This window comes from Actinoplanes sp. M2I2 (genome assembly GCF_023544445.1).
GTDB lineage: Bacteria > Actinomycetota > Actinomycetes > Mycobacteriales > Micromonosporaceae > Actinoplanes.
In genome coordinates this window covers 1-17,894 of sequence record NZ_JALPVJ010000050.1, presented here as the reverse complement: position 1 = coordinate 17,894, position 17,894 = coordinate 1, and the positions used below count along the sequence as shown (strand labels likewise).

The following is a 17,894-nucleotide window of genomic DNA, read 5'->3' as shown; positions in this document are numbered from 1 at the left end:
CGAGGGTGACCAAGCTCAGACATAGATGCCTTACCGTCCGAGCTTGGTCACCCTCGGCCCCGACCGTCAACCGCAAGAAACCCCAACCCACCAACCCCGACGAGCCCCGATATCCCGAAACTTCCGACAACCATTCACCCCCATGACCAGAGCTCAGCCAGCCCAACCGAACAACTCGAGAAAATTGGAAAGAACATTGGCCGTTGTGAATACCGGAACACGCCGTTAATGTTTCGATCGATCCGGGTCACTTCCTGTCGCATCCCCGGGAGCGCTCCCACCGACGCTCCGTCAGCTCGGAAGGCACCACCATGGACCCACACCGTCCCCCAGCCCGCCGGCGCGTCCTAGCCGCTGCCACCGGACTAGCCGCCGGCCTCCTGGCCACCGCCGGCGCGGTCACCGTCGCTTCCACCGCTGAGGCCGCCACCACCCTGGGAGCCTCCGCCGCCGCCTCCGGCCGCTACTTCGGCACCGCCGTTGCCGCCTACAAGCTCAGCGACAACACCTATTCCGCCATCCTCGACCGAGAATTCAACTCCATCACCCCCGAGAACGAGATGAAGTGGGACGCCACCGAGCCCACCCAGGGCTCGTTCTCCTTCGCCTCGGCCGATCAGATCGTGGCCCGGGCCAGGGCCAACGGCGCCAAGGTACGAGGTCACGCGCTCGCCTGGCATTCGCAGCAGCCCGGCTGGGCCCAGAACCTGAGCGGCACCGCCCTGCGCAACGCGATGCTCAACCATGTCACCCAGGTCGCCACCCACTACAAGGGCCAGATCGACTCCTGGGACGTGGTGAACGAGGCCTTCGCCGACGGTGGCTCCGGCGCCCGCCGCGACTCCAACCTGCAGCGCACCGGCAACGACTGGATCGAGGCCGCCTTCCGGGCCGCCCGCGCCGCCGACCCGGCCGCCAAGCTCTGCTACAACGACTACAACACCGACGGCCAGAACGCGAAGAGCAACGGCGTCTACGCGATGGTGCAGGACTTCAAGGCGCGCGGTGTCCCGATCGACTGCGTCGGCTTCCAGTCGCACTTCAACTCGGCGTCGCCGCTTCCCTCGGACTACCAGGCCAACCTGCAGCGGTTCGCCGATCTGGGCGTCGATGTGCAGATCACCGAGCTCGACATCGAGGGGTCCGGCACGGCTCAGGCCAATGCGTACGCGGCGGCCGTGCGCGCCTGTCTCGCCGTGACCCGCTGCAACGGCATCACCGTCTGGGGCATCCGTGACTCGGATTCGTGGCGGGCCAGCGGCACCCCGCTGCTCTTCGACAGCAGCGGCAACAAGAAGGCGGCGTACACGGCTGCTCTGGATGCCTTGAACGGCGGTTCCACCCCGCCCAGCACGCCGCCGCCGGGGTCGTCCTCCCCGCCGCCGCCCACGGGCTCGGGCTGCACCGCCACCGTCTCGCTCAACCAGTGGACCGGCGGCTTCGTCGCCACCGTGAAGGTCACCGCGGGCGCCACCCGGCTGAGTGGCTGGACCACCGGCCTCACGCTGGCCTCCGGGTCGGCCGTCACGAACTCCTGGAACGCCCAGGCGAGCGGGTCGAGCGGCGCGGTCAGCTTCTCGAACGTCGCCTACAACGGCGGGCTCAACGCCGGCGCCGGCACCGAGTTCGGTTTCCAGGGCACGGGCACCGGCCCGGCCACCGCCACCTGCACGGCTCGCTGATCGAGCTGGTCGCGGGCGCTGCCACCGGCGCCCGCGACCGTTGGGGGAGAATCATGAAGAAGCTCTGGGGTGTCCTGGCCGCCGCCGCGGCGACCGCTGTCCTCGCCGTCGTCGCGCCCGCCTCACCGGCCCAGGCCGCCGCCCTTCAAGAGGTCACCGGTTTCGGCGCCAACCCGACCAACCTGCGCATGCATCTCTACGTGCCCGACCGGGTGGCGGCCCGGCCGGCGTTGCTCGTCGCCGTGCATTACTGCACCGGTTCCGGCCCGGCTTTCTTCTCCGGTACGGAGTTCGCCTCGCTCGCCGACCAGTACGGCTTCATCGTGGTCTACCCGTCGGCGACCCGGTCCGGGCAGTGTTTCGACGTGTCGTCTCCGGGTGCGTTGCGGCATGACGGCAACAGCGACCCGGCGGGCATCGTGTCGATGGTCCGGTACGCGCAGCAGCGGTACGGCACCGACCCGGACCGTACGTTCGTGACCGGCGCGTCGTCGGGCGCGATGATGACCAATGTGCTGCTCGGCGACTATCCCGACGTGTTCGCGGCCGGTTCCGCGATCTCGGGGGTGCAGTTCGGCTGCTTCGCCACCACGGACGGCTCGTCGTGGAACAGCGCCTGCGCCAACGGCCAGGTCAACCGGACTCCCCAGGCGTGGGGTGACCTGGTGCGCGCGGCCTATCCCGGCTACACCGGCCGGCGCCCGCGCATGCAGGTCATGCACGGCACCACGGACAGCACGTTGCAGTATCCGAACTTCGCCGAGCAGATCGAGCAGTGGACGAACGTGCTCGGGGTCAGCCCGGCGCCGGTGTTCACCGACACGCCGCGGAGCGGGTGGACCCGGACGCGATACGGGTCGTCCGCGGTGACGGCGCCGGTCGAGGGCATCAGCGTCGCGGGCGTCGGCCACTCGTTGCCGCTGGCCGGCATGGCGCGGCTGGCGATCGCGTTCTTCGGCCTGGACACGACGACCCCGACCACACCCCCGACGACTCCACCGACCACGCCGCCGACGACCCCGCCCACCGGGGGAGCGTGCCGCGTGTCGACGACGGTCAGCTCGTGGAACACCGGGCTGACGGCTCAGGTGACGATCGCCAACACCGGCGCCGCGGCGGTGAACGGCTGGAGCCTCGGCTTCGCCCTGGCCGCCGGGCAGTCGATCACCTCGGGCTGGAACGCGGCCTTCTCGCCCGTGTCGGGTCAGGTGACCGCCCGCAACGCCGGCTACAACGGCACGATCGCGCCGGGCTCCTCCGTCTCGATCGGCTTCCAGGCCAACCACACCGGAAACAGCGCGGCGCCGAGCGGTTTCACCCTCAACGGCGCGGCCTGTACCGCCGCCTGAGCCGCGCGGCCGGCCGAACGGGCTGGGCCGGCCGCGCTTTCTTCAGGCCCGGGCGCCGCGACGGTCCGTCTCCCGCCGCGGCGCCCGCGAGCCGTCGCCCGTGCGCTGTCGCCTGTGGGATGCAGGCCTTACGGGATGTAGTCCTCGAGGCGGGCCGGTATCAGGCCGGCTTTGTGGATGGCCTGGAGCACCCCGAGGAAGTCGTCGGGAAAGCGGTCGCGGAAGTGCATCAGGATGATGTCGCCCGGCTTGACCCCCGGCCCGTCCTGGAAGCGCACCTTGCCCTTGTTGGTGGTCGCCTTCCAGGAGAAGGCCGCCTTCATCCCGCAGTCGTGGGCCGCCCGCAGCGTGGTGGCGTCGTGCGTGCCGAACGGTGGCCGGAACAGCGTCGGGCGGCGGCCGTAGAACCCGGCCAGCTGGTCGGCGCCGCCGCAGATCTCGTGTTTCTGGGCGGCGTACGACCGGCCTTTGAGGTCGGGGTGGCTGATCGTGTGGTTCTCGATGGTCGCGCCGGCCGATTCCAGGCGGCCGAAGAACCGCGGGTCCGACCGGATCGCGTCGGTCTCGAGGAACAGGGTGACCGGCACGTCGGCCGCCTGCAGCAGCTTGAGCGCGAGCGGGTGCCTGACCCAGCCGTCGTCGATCGTGATGAAGGCGACCCGCTGGGTCGTCGGGATGCGGGAGAACCACCCGGCCGTCCCGTCGGTGGGCAGCTCGACCTTGGTCGCGGGTGGCGCCGGCGCGAACTCCGGCACCCGTCCGCGCAGATTCGCCGGCAGGGCCGCCAGGGCGATCGCGTGCGCCTCCGGCTTGGCCGCGCCGCCGGCCGACGCGGGCGGAGAGACGACGCCCCCGCTCGGACCCGTCACAGCAGGGGGGACGACGCCCCCGCTCGGACCCGTCACAGCAGGGGAGACGACGCCCCCGCTCGGACCCGTCCCATTGGGGGACACGGCGCTCGCGCCCGGACCCGTCACAGCGGGGGAGACGGCACTCGCGCTCGGAGCCGGCGCGGTAGGCGTGACACTGCCGCACCCGGCGACGAACGCCGCCACCATTCCGACGACCAAGGCCCTGCTGATCCGCATGCTTGCTTCCCCACTGTCGGTGAGTCCTCGGCAAGCAGACGTCCCGGGACGGCCGGATGGTCGCGCGATGTGGGACTTGTCATGATCTTCAGGAGGTGTCGCCGGAGCTCGGCCGGCCACCCGCGGCCCGGCCTCAGGGAACGGTGCGCAGGTCCAGCGTGTGCCAGGTGATCTCCTCGTCGGCGGTGGCGGTCGACCACCACAGCATGCCGCCGCGCGAGAAGGCGCCGTCGGCGTCCGGGGCGAGGTCGACCGTCCGGCCGGTGGCGATGTCATAGGCGATCAGAGCCGCCGCGCCGGTGAGGTCGGTGTCGGGGCCGGGCTGGGCGAGGATCTCGAAGCGGTCGAGCACGGCGACGTCGGTGATCGCGGACTGGGCGGCGCCGCCCCCGATCTTGCGGCGTCCCGAGCCGTCCGGGCGGACGAGGTCGATGCGGTTCAGCGTCTCCTCGCCCATCACCATGGCCCGGCACCACACCGGCCCGCAGGTGAGCACGTCGAGGCCGCTGTCGGCGATCGGCGTGTCCTTGGCGGTGGCCAGGTTGCGCAGGCGCGGCTCGCCCGAGGTGCTGCCGTCGTCGACCAGCCACGGCCAGGCCGAGAGCGACCACTGGCCCTGCTCGGTGCGGACCGTGACCGGGCCACCGCCGACCGGGACCGAGCGGATCTCCGTGGTCTTGGCGACGTCGCCCGGGGCGGCCGCCCAGTGCAGCCGGCCGTCGGCGACCACCAGGTCGTACTGGTTGCCGAAGAACACCGCGCGCCCGGTGTCGGCGGTGAGCAGGCGGGCGGCGCCGCCGCTGCGGGCGGCTGTCCAGAGCCGTACGGACGGGGAGCCCTCGGCCGACTCGGCCCAGAAGATCTGGTCGCCGCTCGCCGTGAACGCCTCGAACTGCGGGTTCCGGTCGACGTGTAGCCGGCGCAGCTCGCGCACCTGGGCGCCCGAGCGCAGCAGCAGCCGCGACTCGGAGCCCGCGGGCGTCGGCGCGGTGCCGACCGCCGTCGTCGCGTCCAAGAAGATCGCCGGCGTGAACTGTGGCCCGTCGGGCAGGGCGGCCGGCAGGTCGCTCCGCCGGGCGTCCGGCCATGCGGTGCGGGCGTCGGCGCGCGTGGGCGGCGCGGGGGCCGGCTCGTCGCGGTGGCTGCCGAAGATCAGGGCGGCGCCGGCGGCCAGGGCGACCGCGGTGGCCGCCCACCGGCGGGAGAGCGCCGTCATCCGTAGGGCTGCTTCGGCTCGGGCACCTCACGCCACGACCGCACCTCGAAGTACGCCACGTCGACGTTGTTGACCGGGTCCTTGGCGGTGCGGGCGCTGTGCCCGCCGGTGACCTCGACCCAGGTGTCGGCGGGGACGTCGATCGGGGCCTGCCCGTCCAGCCCGATCTTGATCGGCCGTCCGTCGGCGGCGCAGCAGGAGAGCACGATGCGGGCCAGCATCGGGGCTCCGTCGGGCGCGGTCGTGATGAAGCCGGTGAGGGTGAGCTCGCGGCCCTGCAGGCTCCGGCCCTCGTCGAAGAGCGTCCGGGACGCGTAGTCGATCAGGCTGAGCTCGATCGGATCACCCGCGGGCAGCGGCGGGTAGTCGGACCCGCCGACCGGCTCGGCGACGACGCTGCCGGCCTGGTTGGCCGCGTACGACCCGAGCGCCGGCGGCGCCACGAGCAGCAGTCCCAGCACGGGCAGGAGCATCAGCCAGCCGACCCGCGGCCCGTGGTCCCCGTGCCCATGGTCGTCGTGCCCGTGGTCGTCCGGCTCCGGGGCGGAGTCCCGGAAGGAGTACCAGATCGTCATGACGGCCGCCGCCACCAGCAGCACACCCGTGGCGATCAGGAACGGCCGCAGCCCCTCCTTGACGTACCGCAGGTAGAGGTCGGTGACCGACGCCCGCAGGATGGCCCCGCCGAACAGCAGCAGCACGACGCCCTGGGTCAACCGGCTCACAGCAGCACCGTCCCGAACGCCGTGCCGACCAGCACCGCGACCACGAACGTGGCCGGCGCGAACCGGGACGCGAACCGGCGGCCGAACACGCCGGTCTGCATGGAGATGAGCTTGAGGTCGACCATCGGCCCGACGACCAGGAACACCAGCCGCGAGGTGAGCGAGAACTGGCTGAGCGAGGCGGCCACGAACGCGTCGGCCTCGCTGCAGAGCGACAGCAGTACCGCCAGCACGGCCAGCGCGAGCACGGACAGCACCGCGTTGCCGGCCAGGCTGGTCAGCCAGGCCTCGGGGACGACCACGTTGATCGTCGCCGCGGCGGCCGCGCCGATCACCAGGAACCCGCCGGCGTGCAGCACGTCGTGCCGGCAGGCGGCCCAGAAGGCCGGCCACTTCCGCAGGTCGTCGAGCTCGGGCCGGTGCGGCAGCCGGATCCACTCGGTGCGGCCCAGACGCAGCCACAGCCAGCCCATCAGCACGGCCACCACCAGGCCGGCCAGTCCCCGGGCGACCGCCATCTCGGGCCGGCCGGGGAAGGCCACGACCGTGGCGGTCAGCACGATCGGGTTGATCCCGGGCGCGGCCAGCAGGAAGGCCAGCGCCGCGGCGGGCGTGACGCCGCGCCGCATGAGGGACCCGGCGATCGGCACGCTGCCGCACTCGCAGCCGGGCAGCACCACCCCGGCGAGCCCGGCGGCCGGCACGGCCAGCGCCGGATGGCTGGGCAGCGCCCTGGACCAGAACGAGCGGGGTACGAACACCGCGATCACGGCCGACAGGGCCACGCCGAAGGCCAGGAACGGCGCCGCCTGCACCAGCACCGACACGAACACAGTGGTCCACGTCTGCAGCGCCGGCCCGGAGACCAGATCGGACAGCGGACCCCGGAAGACGACCAGCAGCACGAGCACGACGGCCAGCACTTCGAGGGATCCGATCGGCCGTTCGGGCGCCCGCTGCGGAGTCGGGGTGTCGAGGCTGGACGGGGGCACGTGTCACTCCTATGCGGTCGGCCGCCGACCAACATACCTGTCCGGGGCCCTCGCCCCGGTCCCCGAGCGGGCGATTCATCACGGGTGCTGACCTGCGAATATGTTCACTTGTGCAGGTGGGCGGGGAGGAGGTACCGGTCAGAGTTCCAGCGGGAGACCGGCGTAGTTCTCCGCCAGGCCGGTGGCGCCGGCCGTGCTCGTGGTGACCCAGCGCAGCTGCGAGAGCTGCAGTTGCGCGTCGAACGGGTCCCCACTCGCGTGCAGCATCGTCGTCATCCACCAGGAGAAGTGCGTGCAGCGCCAGACCCGCCGCAGGGCGTCGTCCGAGTAGCTGTCGGCGAGCCTCGGGTCGCCCGAGCGGAGGAGCTCGACCAGCGCCCGGCTCAGCAGCGCCACGTCGGCGATCGCCAGGTTCAGGCCCTTGGCCCCGGTCGGCGGCACGATGTGGGCGGCGTCGCCGGCCAGGAAGAGCCGGCCGTGCCGCATGGGGGTCCGCACGTGGCTGCGCATCGGCAGGACGCTCTTGTCGGTGATCGGCCCCGGCGTCAACTTCCAGCCGTCCTCGCCGTCCCCGAGCCGGGTCGCCAGCTCGTCCCAGATCCGGTCGTCCGACCAGTCCGCCGGGTCGGTGCCGTTCGGCACCTGCAGATAGAGCCGGCTGACCGTGTCGGAGCGCATGGAGTGCAGCGCGAAGCCGTCCGGGTGCCACGCGTAGATCAGCTCGTCGGTCGAGGGCGCGACATCGGCCAGGATCCCGAGCCACGAGTACGGGTACACGCGCTCGAAGGCCTGCCGGGGCACGGCCGCCGCGCGGGACGGCCCGAACGACCCGTCGCAGCCGGCGATCACGTCGGCGTCCAGACGTCGCGCCACGCCGTCCGCGTCGACATAGGTCACAGCCGGCCGGTCGGTTTCCAGCCCGTGCAGCGCGACGTCGGTGACCTCGTAGCAGACCTCCGCCGTACCGGCCGCGACCAGGTCCTTCTGCACCTCGGTCTGGCCGTAGAGCCAGACGCCGCGCCCGGCCAGGTCGACGAAGTCGAGGTGGTGCCGCTCGCCGGGCATCTGCAGGTGGATGCCGCGGTGCTCGTGGCCCTCGGCCCGCAGCCGGGCACCCAGCCCGGCCGACTCGAGCAGCTCGACGCTCGAGCTCTCCAGGATCCCGGCCCGGATGCGGGCGGCCACGTACTCCTGCGACCGGGTCTCGATCACCACCGCGTCGACCCCGCCGCGGCGCAGCAGATGGGCGAGGAGCAGTCCGGCGGGGCCGGCGCCGATGACGGCGACCTGGGTGCGCATGGTGTCACCCAACGGCAGCCCGGCCCCGGCGGCAAGGCCCCCTTCCGTTCAGTGAAAGACGGCGCTCAGTGGAAGTCGGCCGAGGCCAGCGTCCGGCTGATGCCCCGGGCGGCCACCTGCAGAGCGGCCACCAGGCGGGCCCGGTCCCGGCGCAGATCGGGCACGACCATGCCGAGCGCCGCCACCACGTCGTCGGCGCCGGCCCGCACCGGCACGGCCACCGAGCAGGCGCCCAGGCTCATCTCCTCGCCCGTGGTCGCGTACCCCTCGGCCCGGACCCGCCGGAGCTGCTCGGCCAGCCGGGCCGGTTGGGTGACCGTGTACGCGGTGACGCGGACCAGCCGGGTGAAGGCCTCGATGCGGACGTCCTCCGGGGCGTACGCCAGAAGGACCTTGCCCACCCCGGTGGCGTGCAGCGGCAGCCGGGAGCCGATCTCACTCACCACCGGGACCGAGACGTGCCCGGCCAGCCGGTCGATGTAGAGCGCCTCGCACCCGTCACGGACGGCCAGGTGCACCGTGGCCAGCGTCGCGCCGTAGAGGTCGTGCAGGAACGGCGACGCCGCCTGCCGCAGCCCGGACTGCACCGGCGCCAGCAGCCCGAGGTCCCACAGCCGGCGCCCGATCACGTACTCGCCCGAGGCCAGCCGGGACAGCGCGCCCCACCGGCGCAGCTCCGCGACCAGCCGGTGCGCGGTGGCCAGCGGCAAGCCGGCCCGCCGGGCGAGCTCGCTCAGCGTCAGGCTCCGATGCTCCGGGTCGAACGCTCCCAGCACGGCCAGGGCCCGCGACGTCACGCTCGGCGCCACGACCACTCCTTCCGCTGAACGGAAGGCAAGTATCGTCTCGCCGCTGCCCCTGGTCTAGCGTCGCCACCGTGACGACCCAGGCGGACATCAATCGCGAGATCGACGACCTGCGGGGCAGCGGCGGTCCCCAGCCGCGCCGGGACTACCCGCCCTACCGCAGCAGCGTGCTGCGCCATCCGACCCGGGACCTGCGGATGGTCGACCCGGAGGGCGTCGAGCTGTGGGCGCCGTGCTTCGGGGCGGCCGACATCGACGACGCCGAGGCCGACCTGACCGTCCAGCGCTCGGGCGAGCCGCTCGGCGAGCGGATCGTGGTCAGCGGCCGGGTGCTCGACGGCGACGGCCGGCCCGTGCGCCACCAGCTCGTCGAGATCTGGCAGGCGAATGCCTCGGGCCGCTACTGGCACCAGCGCGACCAGCATCCGGCGCCGCTCGACCCCAACTTCATCGGCGCCGGGCGTTGCCTCACCGACGGCGACGGCGTCTACACGTTCCAGACGATCAAGCCCGGGGCCTATCCGTGGCGCAACCACGACAACGCCTGGCGGCCCGCGCACATCCACTTCTCGCTGTTCGGCACCGACTTCACCCAGCGCCTGGTCACCCAGATGTACTTCCCGGGCGACCCGTTGTTCGAGCTCGACCCGATCTACCAGTCGATCACCGACGCCAAGGCCCGCGAGATGCTGGTCGCCTCCTACGACCACGGCCTGACCACGCCGGAGCACCGGCTCGGCTACCGCTGGGACATCGTGCTCAGCGGCACCCACCGCACGCCCCTGGACACCGAGGAGCCGCTCCGATGACCTTCGCGCCTGGGCAGACCGTCGGGCCGTTCTTCCATCTCGGGCTGCCGTTCGAGGCCGGCAACCTGCTGGTCCCGGCGAGCCACCCCGACGCCGTACGCCTGCACGGGCGCGTCGTGGACGGCGAGGGGGCCGGCGTCCCGGACGCGCTGATCGAGCTGTGGCAGGCCGACCCGTCCGGCCGGGTGCCCCGCGAGACCGGCTCGATCCGGCGCGACGGCTTCACCTTCACCGGCTGGGGACGGGCCCAGACCGACGGCGACGGGCACTACTGGTTCGCCACGCTGACACCCGGCCCGGTCGAGTCCGGCCGCCGCCCGTTCTTCGCCGTCACCGTCTTCGCCCGCGGGCTCACCGATCGGCTGTTCACCCGGATCTACCTGCCCGGCGACGAACCGGACGGGCTGCTCGACGGGCTCGAGCCCGACCGCCGCGCTACGCTGATCGCCACCCGTGAGCCGCGCGGGCTGCTCTTCGACATCCACCTGCAGGGCGAGGGTGAGACGGTGTTCCTCAGCTATCCCCGGCAGGCCCGATGAGCCGGCGCCGATGAGCGACCTGCTCTGGCCCGGCGACGCCCGCAGCGGCGACCTCTGCACCGACGCGAGCGTCCTCGCCGCCCTCCTGCGGGTCGAATCGGCCTGGCTCACCGCGATCGCTGCCACCCGCCCCGGCGCCGAGGATCTGTCCGGGCTGGCCGGTCCGGACGACCTGCCCGCCCTCGCCGTCGCGGCCGAGGACGGCGGCAACCCCGTCATCCCGCTGCTCGCCCTGCTGCGCGACCGGCTGGGCGACGACCCCCGGGCCCAGCACCTGCATCGCGGCCTGACCAGCCAGGACGTGCTCGACACGGCGCTCGTGCTGTGCCTGCGCGACGCCGCGGCCCGGCTGCGCGAGGACCTCGGCGAGCAGATCGGCGCGCTGGCCGGCCTGGCCGGCCGTCACCGGCACACCGAGATGGCCGGCCGCACGCTGACCCAGCACGCCACACCGATCACCTTCGGACTCAAGGCGGCCGGCTGGCTCCAGGGTGTGCTCGACGCCCGGGACGTCCTCGACGCCGCGGCCGACCTGCCCGCCCAGCTCGGCGGCGCGGCCGGCAACCTGGCCGCCGTCGTCGCCGCCTTCGGCTCGACCGACCCGGTGAAGCGGCTGGCCGCCGAGCTCGCGCTCCCTCTGCGCGCACCGTGGCACACCGGCCGGGCGCCGCTCACCCGCTTCGGCGACGCGCTGGTCACCTGCACCGACGCCTGGGGGCGGATCGCCGCCGACGTGCTGACGCTGGCCCGTCCCGAGATCGGCGAGCTCTCCCTCGCCCGGAGCGGCGGCTCGTCGGCGATGCCCGGCAAACGGAACCCGGCCCTGGCCGTCCTGGTGCGGCGGGCCGCGCTGGCCGGGCCGCCACTCGCCGCGACCCTGCACACCGCGGCCGCGACCATGGTCGACGAGCGGGCCGACGGCGCCTGGCACGTCGAATGGGCCACCCTGCGCACCCTGGCCCGCCGCACGGTGGCCGCCGGGTCGCAGACCGCCGAGCTGCTCGCCGGCCTGCGCGTCGACGAGGGCCGGATGGCCGCCACGCTCGCCGCCGCCCGCCCGGGCATCGACGCCGAACAGCGGAAGTACACGGCGCCCGGGGGACCGTACCGGGGCGCCACCGACGAGATCATCGACGCCGCGCTCGAGCGGGCCGGGGAGAAGTGATGCTGACCGCGACCACGATCGTCGACGCCCCCGGCCGCCCGCTGCTCCTGCTCGGCCCATCGCTCGGCACCTCGGTCCGGGCCCTGTGGCAGCGCTGCGCCGAACGGCTCGACGGGCCCCACCACGTCGTCGGCTGGGACCTGCCCGGCCACGGCGCGAGCGAGCCCGCGCCCGGTGGCTTCGGCATCGCCGGGCTGGCCCGCGGCGTGCTGACCCTGGCCGACCAGCTGCGCCCCGGCGAACCGTTCCGCTACGCCGGGGTGTCGGTGGGCGGCGCCGTCGGGCTGCAGCTGCTGCTCGACGCGCCCGGCCGGGTCGAGTCGGCCGCGCTGATCTGCACCGGCGCCAAGATCGGCGAGAGCACCGGCTGGCGGCAGCGGGCCGAGACCGTCCGCGCCGACGGGGTGCACGCCGTGATCGGCGCCTCGCAGCAGCGGTGGTTCGCGCCCGGCTTCGCCCAGCGCGCGCCGGCCGTCGCCGCCGCGCTGCTCGACACCCTGCGCGCGGCCGACCCCGAGAGCTACGCCTTGGTCTGCGAGGCGCTGGCGGCCTTCGACGTCCGGGACCGGCTCGGCGAGATCCGCGCGCCGGTCCTCGCCGTCGCCGGCGCCGACGACCAGCCCACGCCGCCCGACAACCTGGCCCGGATAGCGACCGGCGTGCGCAACGGGCGCCTCGTCGTCCTTGAGGGCGTCGCGCACCTCGCGCCGGCCGAGAAGCCGGACGAGGTAGCGGCGCTGCTCGACGAGCACTTCGGCGGGCCGGTCACGGTCGACCAGGTCCGCGAGGCCGGCCTGGCCGTCCGGCGGCAGGTGCTCGGCGACGAGCACGTCGACCGGGCCGTCGCGGCGACGGCACCGTTCACCCGGGACTTCCAGGAGCTCATCACCACGTACGCGTGGGGAGAGATCTGGACCCGCCCGGGCCTGGACCGCCGCAGCCGCTCGATGATCACGCTGACCGCGCTGGTGGCCCTCGGCCACGCCGAGGAACTGGCGATGCACGTGCGCGCCGCCCGCACCAACGGGCTCACCGACGACGAGATCAAGGAAGTGCTGTTGCAGACCGCGATCTACTGCGGCGTTCCGGCCGCGAACACCGCCTTCCGCATCGCCCAGCAGGTCCTCGCGGACATGCCGTGAGCGCCTCGGCGATGGAGGCCGGCGCGGCGGTCTCGGTCATCAAGGACGGCGACACCGTGCTCGTCGGCGGCTTCGGCATGGCCGGCATGCCGGTCGAGCTGATCGACGCGCTCATCGGGCACGGCGCCGGCGACCTGACGATCGTCAGCAACAACGCCGGCAACGGGGACACCGGCCTGGCCGCCCTGCTCGCGGCCGGACGCGTCCGCAAGGTGGTCTGCTCGTTCCCGCGGCAGGCCGACTCGTGGGTGTTCGACCGGCTCTACCGGGCCGGCCGGATCGAGCTCGAGGTAGTGCCCCAGGGCAACCTGGCCGAGCGTCTGCGCGCGGCCGGGGCGGGCATCGGCGCGTTCTTCACCCCCACCGGGGCGGGCACGCCGCTGGCCGACGGCAAGGAGTCGCGGGTCATCGACGGGCGCGAGTACATCCTGGAATACCCGATCCGCGGCGACGTGGCGCTGATCCGCGCGCATGTCGCCGACCGCCTGGGCAACCTGGTCTACCGCAAGACGGCCCGCAACTTCGGGCCGGTGATGGCGACCGCGGCCGCCGTGACCATCGCCCAGGTGGCGCGGATCGTCGAGGCCGGCGAGCTCGACCCCGAGGTGATCGTGACCCCGGCCATCTACGTCGACCGGCTGGTGCCGGTGGAGGTGCCCGCATGAGCCTGTCCCGCCGCGAGATGGCCGAGATCGTCGCCCGGGACATCCCCGACGGCAGCTACGTCAACCTGGGCATCGGCCAGCCCACCATGGTCGCCGACCACCTGCGGCCGGACAGCGGTGTCACCCTGCACACCGAGAACGGCATGCTCGGGATGGGCCGCCCGGCCACCGGCGGCGAGATTGACCCCGACCTGACCAACGCGGGCAAGCAGCCGGTCACCGAGCTGCCCGGCGCCTCGTACTTCCACCACGCCGACTCGTTCGCGATGATGCGCGGCGGCCACCTCGACATCTGCATCATGGGCGCGTTCCAGGTGTCGGCGACCGGCGACCTGGCCAACTGGTCGACCGGCGCGCCCGACGCCATCCCAGCCGTGGGCGGCGCGATGGATCTGGCCATCGGGGCCAAGCAGGTCTTCGTGATGATGTCGCTGTTCGCCAAGGACGGGCAGCCGAAACTCGTACCCGAGTGCACCTACCCGCTGACCGGGCGGGGCTGTGTCAGCAGGGTTTACACCGATGTGGCGACGTTCGCTGTCGGCTCGGACGGCGTCCGGATCGTCGAAACGTTCGGGATCACGGTCGACGAGCTGATCAGCCGGATTGGCGTGCCGCTGGTATCTTCGCCGTTTCCTTGATCTTTACGTTCGCGTCGCCCGATGGTGGTCTCCCGGCAGTGATCAGTTTCTCACTGTGAAAGCTTGGGTGGCCTGCGACTTCGGGACGATCCTTGGTCGTCTGGAGGTGCAGGATGAACGGCGTCGCTGTCCGTCGTGCGCTGCGGGAGTTGGCTCTCGTGGCCGCGCTGTTCCTCGCGTACAAGATGGGGCGTCTGCTCGTCGACGGGCACGTCACCGAAGCGATGAACAACGCCTCGGCGGTCTGGCACTTCGAACGGGTCCTGCACCTGCCGAGCGAGGCGGGATTGCAGACCAGCCTGCTCAGCCACGAATGGTGGGTCCGCGCGGCCAACTGCTTCTACGCGTACGTGCACTTCCCGGCCACCGCCCTGGCGCTGATCTGGATGTACTTGCGCAAGCCCGAGACGTACCTCTGGATGCGTCGCACCCTGGCCACCCTGACGGCGTTCGCGCTGGTCATCCACGCCGTATTCCCGCTCGCGCCGCCGCGCATGCTCACCTCGGCCGGCCTCGTCGACACCGGGCGGCTGTTCGGCCCCTCGGTCTACGGCTCCCCGGACACCGACACCCTGAGCAACCAGTACGCGGCCATGCCGTCCCTGCACGTCGGCTGGGCCGTGGTGGTGGCGCTCGCCCTGATGGCCACCACCACCGGGTGGAAGCGCTGGCTGTGGACGGCCCATCCGGCGATCACGCTGATCGTCGTGGTGGTGACCGGCAACCACTACTGGCTGGACGCCATCGCCGTCCTCGGGATGATCGGCATCGTGGGCGCGCTGGTGCCGCGGCCCGGCCCGGTCGTCATCCCGGCGCAGCGGGCGATGCCGGTCACGGCCGCTCGTACACCCGATCTCCAGCAACGTAAGTGAGCGCCACCGCGGCGTCGCCGATCTCCTCCACCGGCGCCGCGAACGGATCCTGATCCAGCACCACGAGGTCGGCACGGAACCCGGGACGCAGGCTGCCGGTGTCATCCAGGCGATTCACGTACGCCGAACCGGCGGTGTAGGCGGTCAGCGCCGTCCGCAGATCGAGGGCCTGCTCGGGCAGGAAACGCTCCCGCCGCTCGCCGGGCAGCACCCGGTTCACCGCCACATGGATGCCCTGCAGCGGATCGGGCGAACTGACCGGCCAGTCGCTGCCCGCGGCCAGCCGGGCCCCGCCCCGGTGCAGGTCACCGAACGGGTACTGCCGGGGCACGAGCGCCGGGTCGAGGAACGGGATCGTCAGCTCGTCCATCTGCGGCTCATGGGCCGCCCACAGCGGCTGCATGTTGGCGGTCGCCCCCAGAAGCGCGAAACGCGGCACGTCATCGGCGTGCACGACCTGCAGGTGAGCGAGATGGGGCCGGTTGTCGCTGAACCCGTTGACGCGGCGGGCGGCCTCGACGGCGTCGAGCGCCTGCCGGACGGCCCGGTCGCCGAGCGCGTGGAAATGCGTCTGGAAACCCAGCCGGTCGAGCTCGGTGACGTAGCCCGGAAGTGCCTCCGGATCGATGAACGACAAGCCGCGATTCGAGGTGGCACAACCACAGGCGTCCCGGTAGGGCTCGGTCATCGCGGCGGTGAAGTTCTCGGCGATCCCGTCCAGCATCAGCTTGACGGCGTCACAGCGCAGGTTGCCGACGGTGAGCCGCTCCCGGTTGGCCAGCAGCTCCGGAACCTGCTCCAGGCCACGGTCCCGATCCCACCAGAGGGCGCCGACGACGGTCGCGGTCAGAGCATTCCCGCGAGCTGCCTTCTCGTACGCGTCTGAGACGTCGGCGTAGCCGTTCGAGGCGGCGATCATGGCGTCCTGCCAGGCGGTGATGCCCAGCGCATGCAGCAGAGCCTGAGCGCGCAGAAGGCCGGCGTCCATCGCCTCCTGGGTCATCTCAGGTACGGGGATCAGGTCCATCGCCCCCTCCTGCAGCGCGCCGACGGGGTTGCCGTCCGAGTCCCGGTCGATCCGGCCGCTGGGCGGGTCCACGGTGTCGGCGGTGATACCGGCCAGCTCCAGGGCGCGAGAGTTGACCCAGGCGGCGTGGTGGTCGCGGTTGAGCAGGCAGACGGGGCGGTCGGCGACGATCCGGTCGAGCAGATGGCGATCGGGGATGCCGTTCTCGAAGCTCTCCATCGACCAGCCGCCGCCGACGATCCACTCGGCCTCGGGGTGGAGGTCGGCGTACTCGCGGATCCGGCGCAGGTACTCGTCCCGGTCCACGGTGCCGGTGAGGTCGCACTGGCCCATCTCGACGCCGCCCATGACGGCGTGGATGTGGGCGTCCTGGAAACCGGGGAGCAGGAGGCGGCCGTTCAGCTCCACCACTTCTGTCCTGGGGGTGATCAGCTCGCGGAGCTCGTCGTCGCCGCCCAGGGCGAGGATCCTGCCGTCCTTGACCGCCAGGGCTGTGGTGTGGGCGTCGGGGCTCTCGGTGAAGACGTGGCCGCCGGTGAACAGGAGGTCGGCGTCGGTCATGGTGGGGGACTCCTTCGGTGGGCGGTCGGATCTCATCATCGCCGGGGGGTTCCGCGGTCGGGCGCGGGGTCGGTGGGTTGGGGTTTGTTGCGGTGGACGGGCGGGGCGGCACGTTGCGGGTTCGTGGTGGTCGGGGGCTGCTGGGGGCCGGGTGGGGGTGGGCGGTCACCTGGCGGGGCGGGTCTGGCTGCCGCGCTGTGGTTGATGGACAGCGGGTCGGGTTGGGCGGGCGGGCCTGGGTGAGGGTTGCGGGAGCAGGACCGTGCCGGTTGCGGTCAGTCAGGTGCGCTTGGTGGGTGGTCAGGTTGGAGCTGGTTGCTGAGGGGAGCTGCCTCGGTACCTCTCCGGCTTGCGGTGCCTCCGCGCTGATCTGCCTCCTTGCGCGGTTTGGCTCCCTGCGCGGTGCGTCGCCGGGTTGTCGCGCCTTCCGGACGTGGTGTCTCCCCAGATCGCGGCGCGTCTGGGCTTGGCGGAAACGGGGGGCGTCCCGGCTTCGGGATGTTTCAGCGCCGGCGCGGACGGTCCCGCCGGCCCTTTTCGGCTTCGCCGCCGTGCGCGGGTGAGGCGCCGTCGCCTTCATGGCCTTCCGGGTTCGCCACGGCGACTGCCCTTTGCGCGTGATCGTCAGGGGGCGGGTTGGCGGGGTCTCTGGATGATCTGGCGTGCGACTGGGATGTGCGCCATCCACGTCTTTCGGGAGCCGTCCTTGCGGGCCGGTCGCGGTGCTGCGGGACGACCTTGGAAGGGGAGGAGAGTCGGCGGACGCGGGGTCGGGTTGAGGGCTGGGGACGGGGTGAGCCACGCCATGGGGGGTCGATTTGGCGGGCGGGGGATGAGGGGGTAATGTTTTCCGAGCCGCCAGGGAGACGGGCGAGCGAGCGGGACCCGGAAGGGGCCCGGCGCGGCCGTCCTGGGGGAAACCACAAAAGATCTAGCGAAGTGGATCGTTGCGCCGTTCGCGGGGCTCGAGCTGGTTCGTTTGATTTGTGGTGCCTGAGCCTTTTCGGTTCGGCGAAATCGGGTTGCGACCCGGATTTGGCGGAACGGGAAGCAGCGGGTAGAGTTTTACGAGTGCCCCGGAGCGGTTAGCCGGGTGTGGTTGTTCTTTGAGAACTCAACAGGGTGCTTGATAAGCCAGTGCCAATTAGTTTGAACCCCGGCCGGCTTGTCACTTTCTTTCCTTCGGGAGGGATGGTGCAGGTTAGGTGGGAGATTCCTTTGGCAACATTATTTTGTTGCCGGGACGCTTTTCCAAAGATTTTGTTGGAGAGTTTGATCCTGGCTCAGGACGAACGCTGGCGGCGTGCTTAACACATGCA

The 17,894-nt window shown here is 72.1% G+C and carries 16 protein-coding genes, 1 rRNA gene and 1 pseudogene; 11 read left to right on the top strand and 7 right to left on the bottom strand.

Annotation, left to right across the window (positions count from 1 at the left end):
* Positions 1-311: 311 nt before the first annotated feature.
* Both HJC40_RS44760 and HJC40_RS44755 read left to right on the top strand, forming a co-directional pair.
* Entirely contained in the window at positions 312-1,682 is a 1,371-nt protein-coding gene (locus tag HJC40_RS44760; RefSeq protein ID WP_250009965.1) for an endo-1,4-beta-xylanase, read from the top strand.
* Positions 1,683-1,735: 53 nt separating this feature from the next.
* Positions 1,736-3,031 (top strand): PHB depolymerase family esterase, encoded by a 1,296-nt coding sequence (locus HJC40_RS44755; protein WP_250009964.1) that lies wholly within the window; start codon positions 1,736-1,738, stop codon positions 3,029-3,031.
* 128 nt (positions 3,032-3,159) lie between these two features.
* Here HJC40_RS44755 and HJC40_RS44750 read toward each other — a convergent pair whose 3' ends face one another.
* The 6 genes from HJC40_RS44750 to HJC40_RS44725 form a co-directional block, all read right to left on the bottom strand.
* Complete coding sequence (locus HJC40_RS44750) at positions 3,160-3,900, bottom strand: polysaccharide deacetylase family protein (RefSeq protein WP_250009963.1); 741 nt, start codon at positions 3,898-3,900, stop codon at positions 3,160-3,162.
* A 352-nt stretch (positions 3,901-4,252) separates the two neighbouring features.
* A complete protein-coding gene (locus tag HJC40_RS44745) occupies positions 4,253-5,335 on the bottom strand; it encodes a hypothetical protein (RefSeq protein ID WP_250009962.1) in 1,083 nt (360 codons plus the stop codon).
* Entirely contained in the window at positions 5,332-6,060 is a 729-nt protein-coding gene (locus HJC40_RS44740; protein ID WP_250009961.1) for a TIGR03943 family protein, read from the bottom strand. The genes HJC40_RS44745 and HJC40_RS44740 overlap by 4 nt, the downstream gene beginning before the upstream one ends.
* Positions 6,057-7,052, bottom strand: coding sequence for a permease (locus tag HJC40_RS44735; protein WP_250009960.1), 996 nt, complete (start codon positions 7,050-7,052; stop codon positions 6,057-6,059). Before HJC40_RS44735 ends, HJC40_RS44740 begins: the two co-directional genes overlap by 4 nt.
* 138 nt (positions 7,053-7,190) lie before the next feature.
* On the bottom strand, positions 7,191-8,351 hold the full coding sequence (locus HJC40_RS44730) for a 4-hydroxybenzoate 3-monooxygenase (protein ID WP_250009959.1): 1,161 nt from the start codon (positions 8,349-8,351) through the stop codon (positions 7,191-7,193).
* A 65-nt stretch (positions 8,352-8,416) separates the two neighbouring features.
* A complete protein-coding gene (locus HJC40_RS44725; RefSeq protein ID WP_250009958.1) occupies positions 8,417-9,160 on the bottom strand; it encodes an IclR family transcriptional regulator in 744 nt (247 codons plus the stop codon).
* A 68-nt stretch (positions 9,161-9,228) separates the two neighbouring features.
* On the opposite strand from HJC40_RS44725, the gene pcaH reads away from it, so the two are divergent.
* The 8 genes and pseudogenes from pcaH to HJC40_RS44690 all read left to right on the top strand — a co-directional run bounded on the left by pcaH (position 9,229) and on the right by HJC40_RS44690 (position 14,987).
* A complete protein-coding gene (gene pcaH / locus HJC40_RS44720; RefSeq protein ID WP_250009957.1) occupies positions 9,229-9,966 on the top strand; it encodes a protocatechuate 3,4-dioxygenase subunit beta in 738 nt (245 codons plus the stop codon).
* Positions 9,963-10,505: a protocatechuate 3,4-dioxygenase subunit alpha gene (gene pcaG / locus HJC40_RS44715; protein ID WP_250009956.1), complete on the top strand. Its 543-nt coding sequence runs from the start codon at positions 9,963-9,965 to the stop codon at positions 10,503-10,505. The genes pcaH and pcaG overlap by 4 nt, the downstream gene beginning before the upstream one ends.
* Positions 10,506-10,515: 10 nt before the next feature.
* Positions 10,516-11,670 carry a lyase family protein gene (locus tag HJC40_RS44710; protein ID WP_250009955.1) on the top strand — a complete coding sequence of 385 codons (1,155 nt, stop codon included), beginning with the start codon at positions 10,516-10,518 and terminating at the stop codon, positions 11,668-11,670.
* Positions 11,670-12,374 (top strand): annotated as a pseudogene (locus tag HJC40_RS46845) (alpha/beta fold hydrolase); the annotation flags it as partial. The gene HJC40_RS44710 and the pseudogene HJC40_RS46845, both read left to right, overlap by 1 nt.
* Positions 12,375-12,407: 33 nt before the next feature.
* Positions 12,408-12,812, top strand: coding sequence for a 4-carboxymuconolactone decarboxylase (pcaC, locus tag HJC40_RS46840; protein WP_374273687.1), 405 nt, complete (start codon positions 12,408-12,410; stop codon positions 12,810-12,812).
* An 11-nt stretch (positions 12,813-12,823) separates the two neighbouring features.
* On the top strand, positions 12,824-13,477 hold the full coding sequence (locus tag HJC40_RS44700) for a 3-oxoacid CoA-transferase subunit A (RefSeq protein ID WP_284044631.1): 654 nt from the start codon (positions 12,824-12,826) through the stop codon (positions 13,475-13,477).
* Positions 13,474-14,115 (top strand): 3-oxoacid CoA-transferase subunit B, encoded by a 642-nt coding sequence (locus HJC40_RS44695; protein ID WP_250009951.1) that lies wholly within the window; start codon positions 13,474-13,476, stop codon positions 14,113-14,115. Before HJC40_RS44700 ends, HJC40_RS44695 begins: the two co-directional genes overlap by 4 nt.
* 113 nt (positions 14,116-14,228) lie before the next feature.
* Complete coding sequence (locus tag HJC40_RS44690) at positions 14,229-14,987, top strand: phosphatase PAP2 family protein (RefSeq protein ID WP_250009950.1); 759 nt, start codon at positions 14,229-14,231, stop codon at positions 14,985-14,987.
* Here the strand turns inward: HJC40_RS44690 and HJC40_RS44685 are convergent.
* On the bottom strand, positions 14,947-16,575 hold the full coding sequence (locus tag HJC40_RS44685) for an amidohydrolase (protein WP_250009949.1): 1,629 nt from the start codon (positions 16,573-16,575) through the stop codon (positions 14,947-14,949). The genes HJC40_RS44690 and HJC40_RS44685 overlap by 41 nt on opposite strands.
* 1,260 nt (positions 16,576-17,835) lie before the next feature.
* On the opposite strand from HJC40_RS44685, the gene HJC40_RS44680 reads away from it, so the two are divergent.
* Positions 17,836-17,894, top strand: a 16S ribosomal RNA gene (locus HJC40_RS44680); the annotation flags it as partial.

Excerpts from the sequence above, each read along its gene's own strand:
- HJC40_RS44710 (WP_250009955.1), top strand. The coding sequence starts at position 10,516 with ATGAGCGACCTGCTCTGGCCCGGCGACGCCCGCAGCGGCGACCTCTGC.
- HJC40_RS44745 (WP_250009962.1), bottom strand. The coding sequence starts at position 5,335 with ATGACGGCGCTCTCCCGCCGGTGGGCGGCCACCGCGGTCGCCCTGGCC.
- pcaG (WP_250009956.1), top strand. The coding sequence starts at position 9,963 with ATGACCTTCGCGCCTGGGCAGACCGTCGGGCCGTTCTTCCATCTCGGG.
- HJC40_RS44760 (WP_250009965.1), top strand. The coding sequence starts at position 312 with ATGGACCCACACCGTCCCCCAGCCCGCCGGCGCGTCCTAGCCGCTGCC.
- HJC40_RS44685 (WP_250009949.1), bottom strand. The coding sequence starts at position 16,575 with ATGACCGACGCCGACCTCCTGTTCACCGGCGGCCACGTCTTCACCGAG.
- HJC40_RS44730 (WP_250009959.1), bottom strand. The coding sequence starts at position 8,351 with ATGCGCACCCAGGTCGCCGTCATCGGCGCCGGCCCCGCCGGACTGCTC.
- HJC40_RS44695 (WP_250009951.1), top strand. The coding sequence starts at position 13,474 with ATGAGCCTGTCCCGCCGCGAGATGGCCGAGATCGTCGCCCGGGACATC.
- HJC40_RS44700 (WP_284044631.1), top strand. The coding sequence starts at position 12,824 with ATGGAGGCCGGCGCGGCGGTCTCGGTCATCAAGGACGGCGACACCGTG.
- HJC40_RS44690 (WP_250009950.1), top strand. The coding sequence starts at position 14,229 with ATGAACGGCGTCGCTGTCCGTCGTGCGCTGCGGGAGTTGGCTCTCGTG.
- HJC40_RS44755 (WP_250009964.1), top strand. The coding sequence starts at position 1,736 with ATGAAGAAGCTCTGGGGTGTCCTGGCCGCCGCCGCGGCGACCGCTGTC.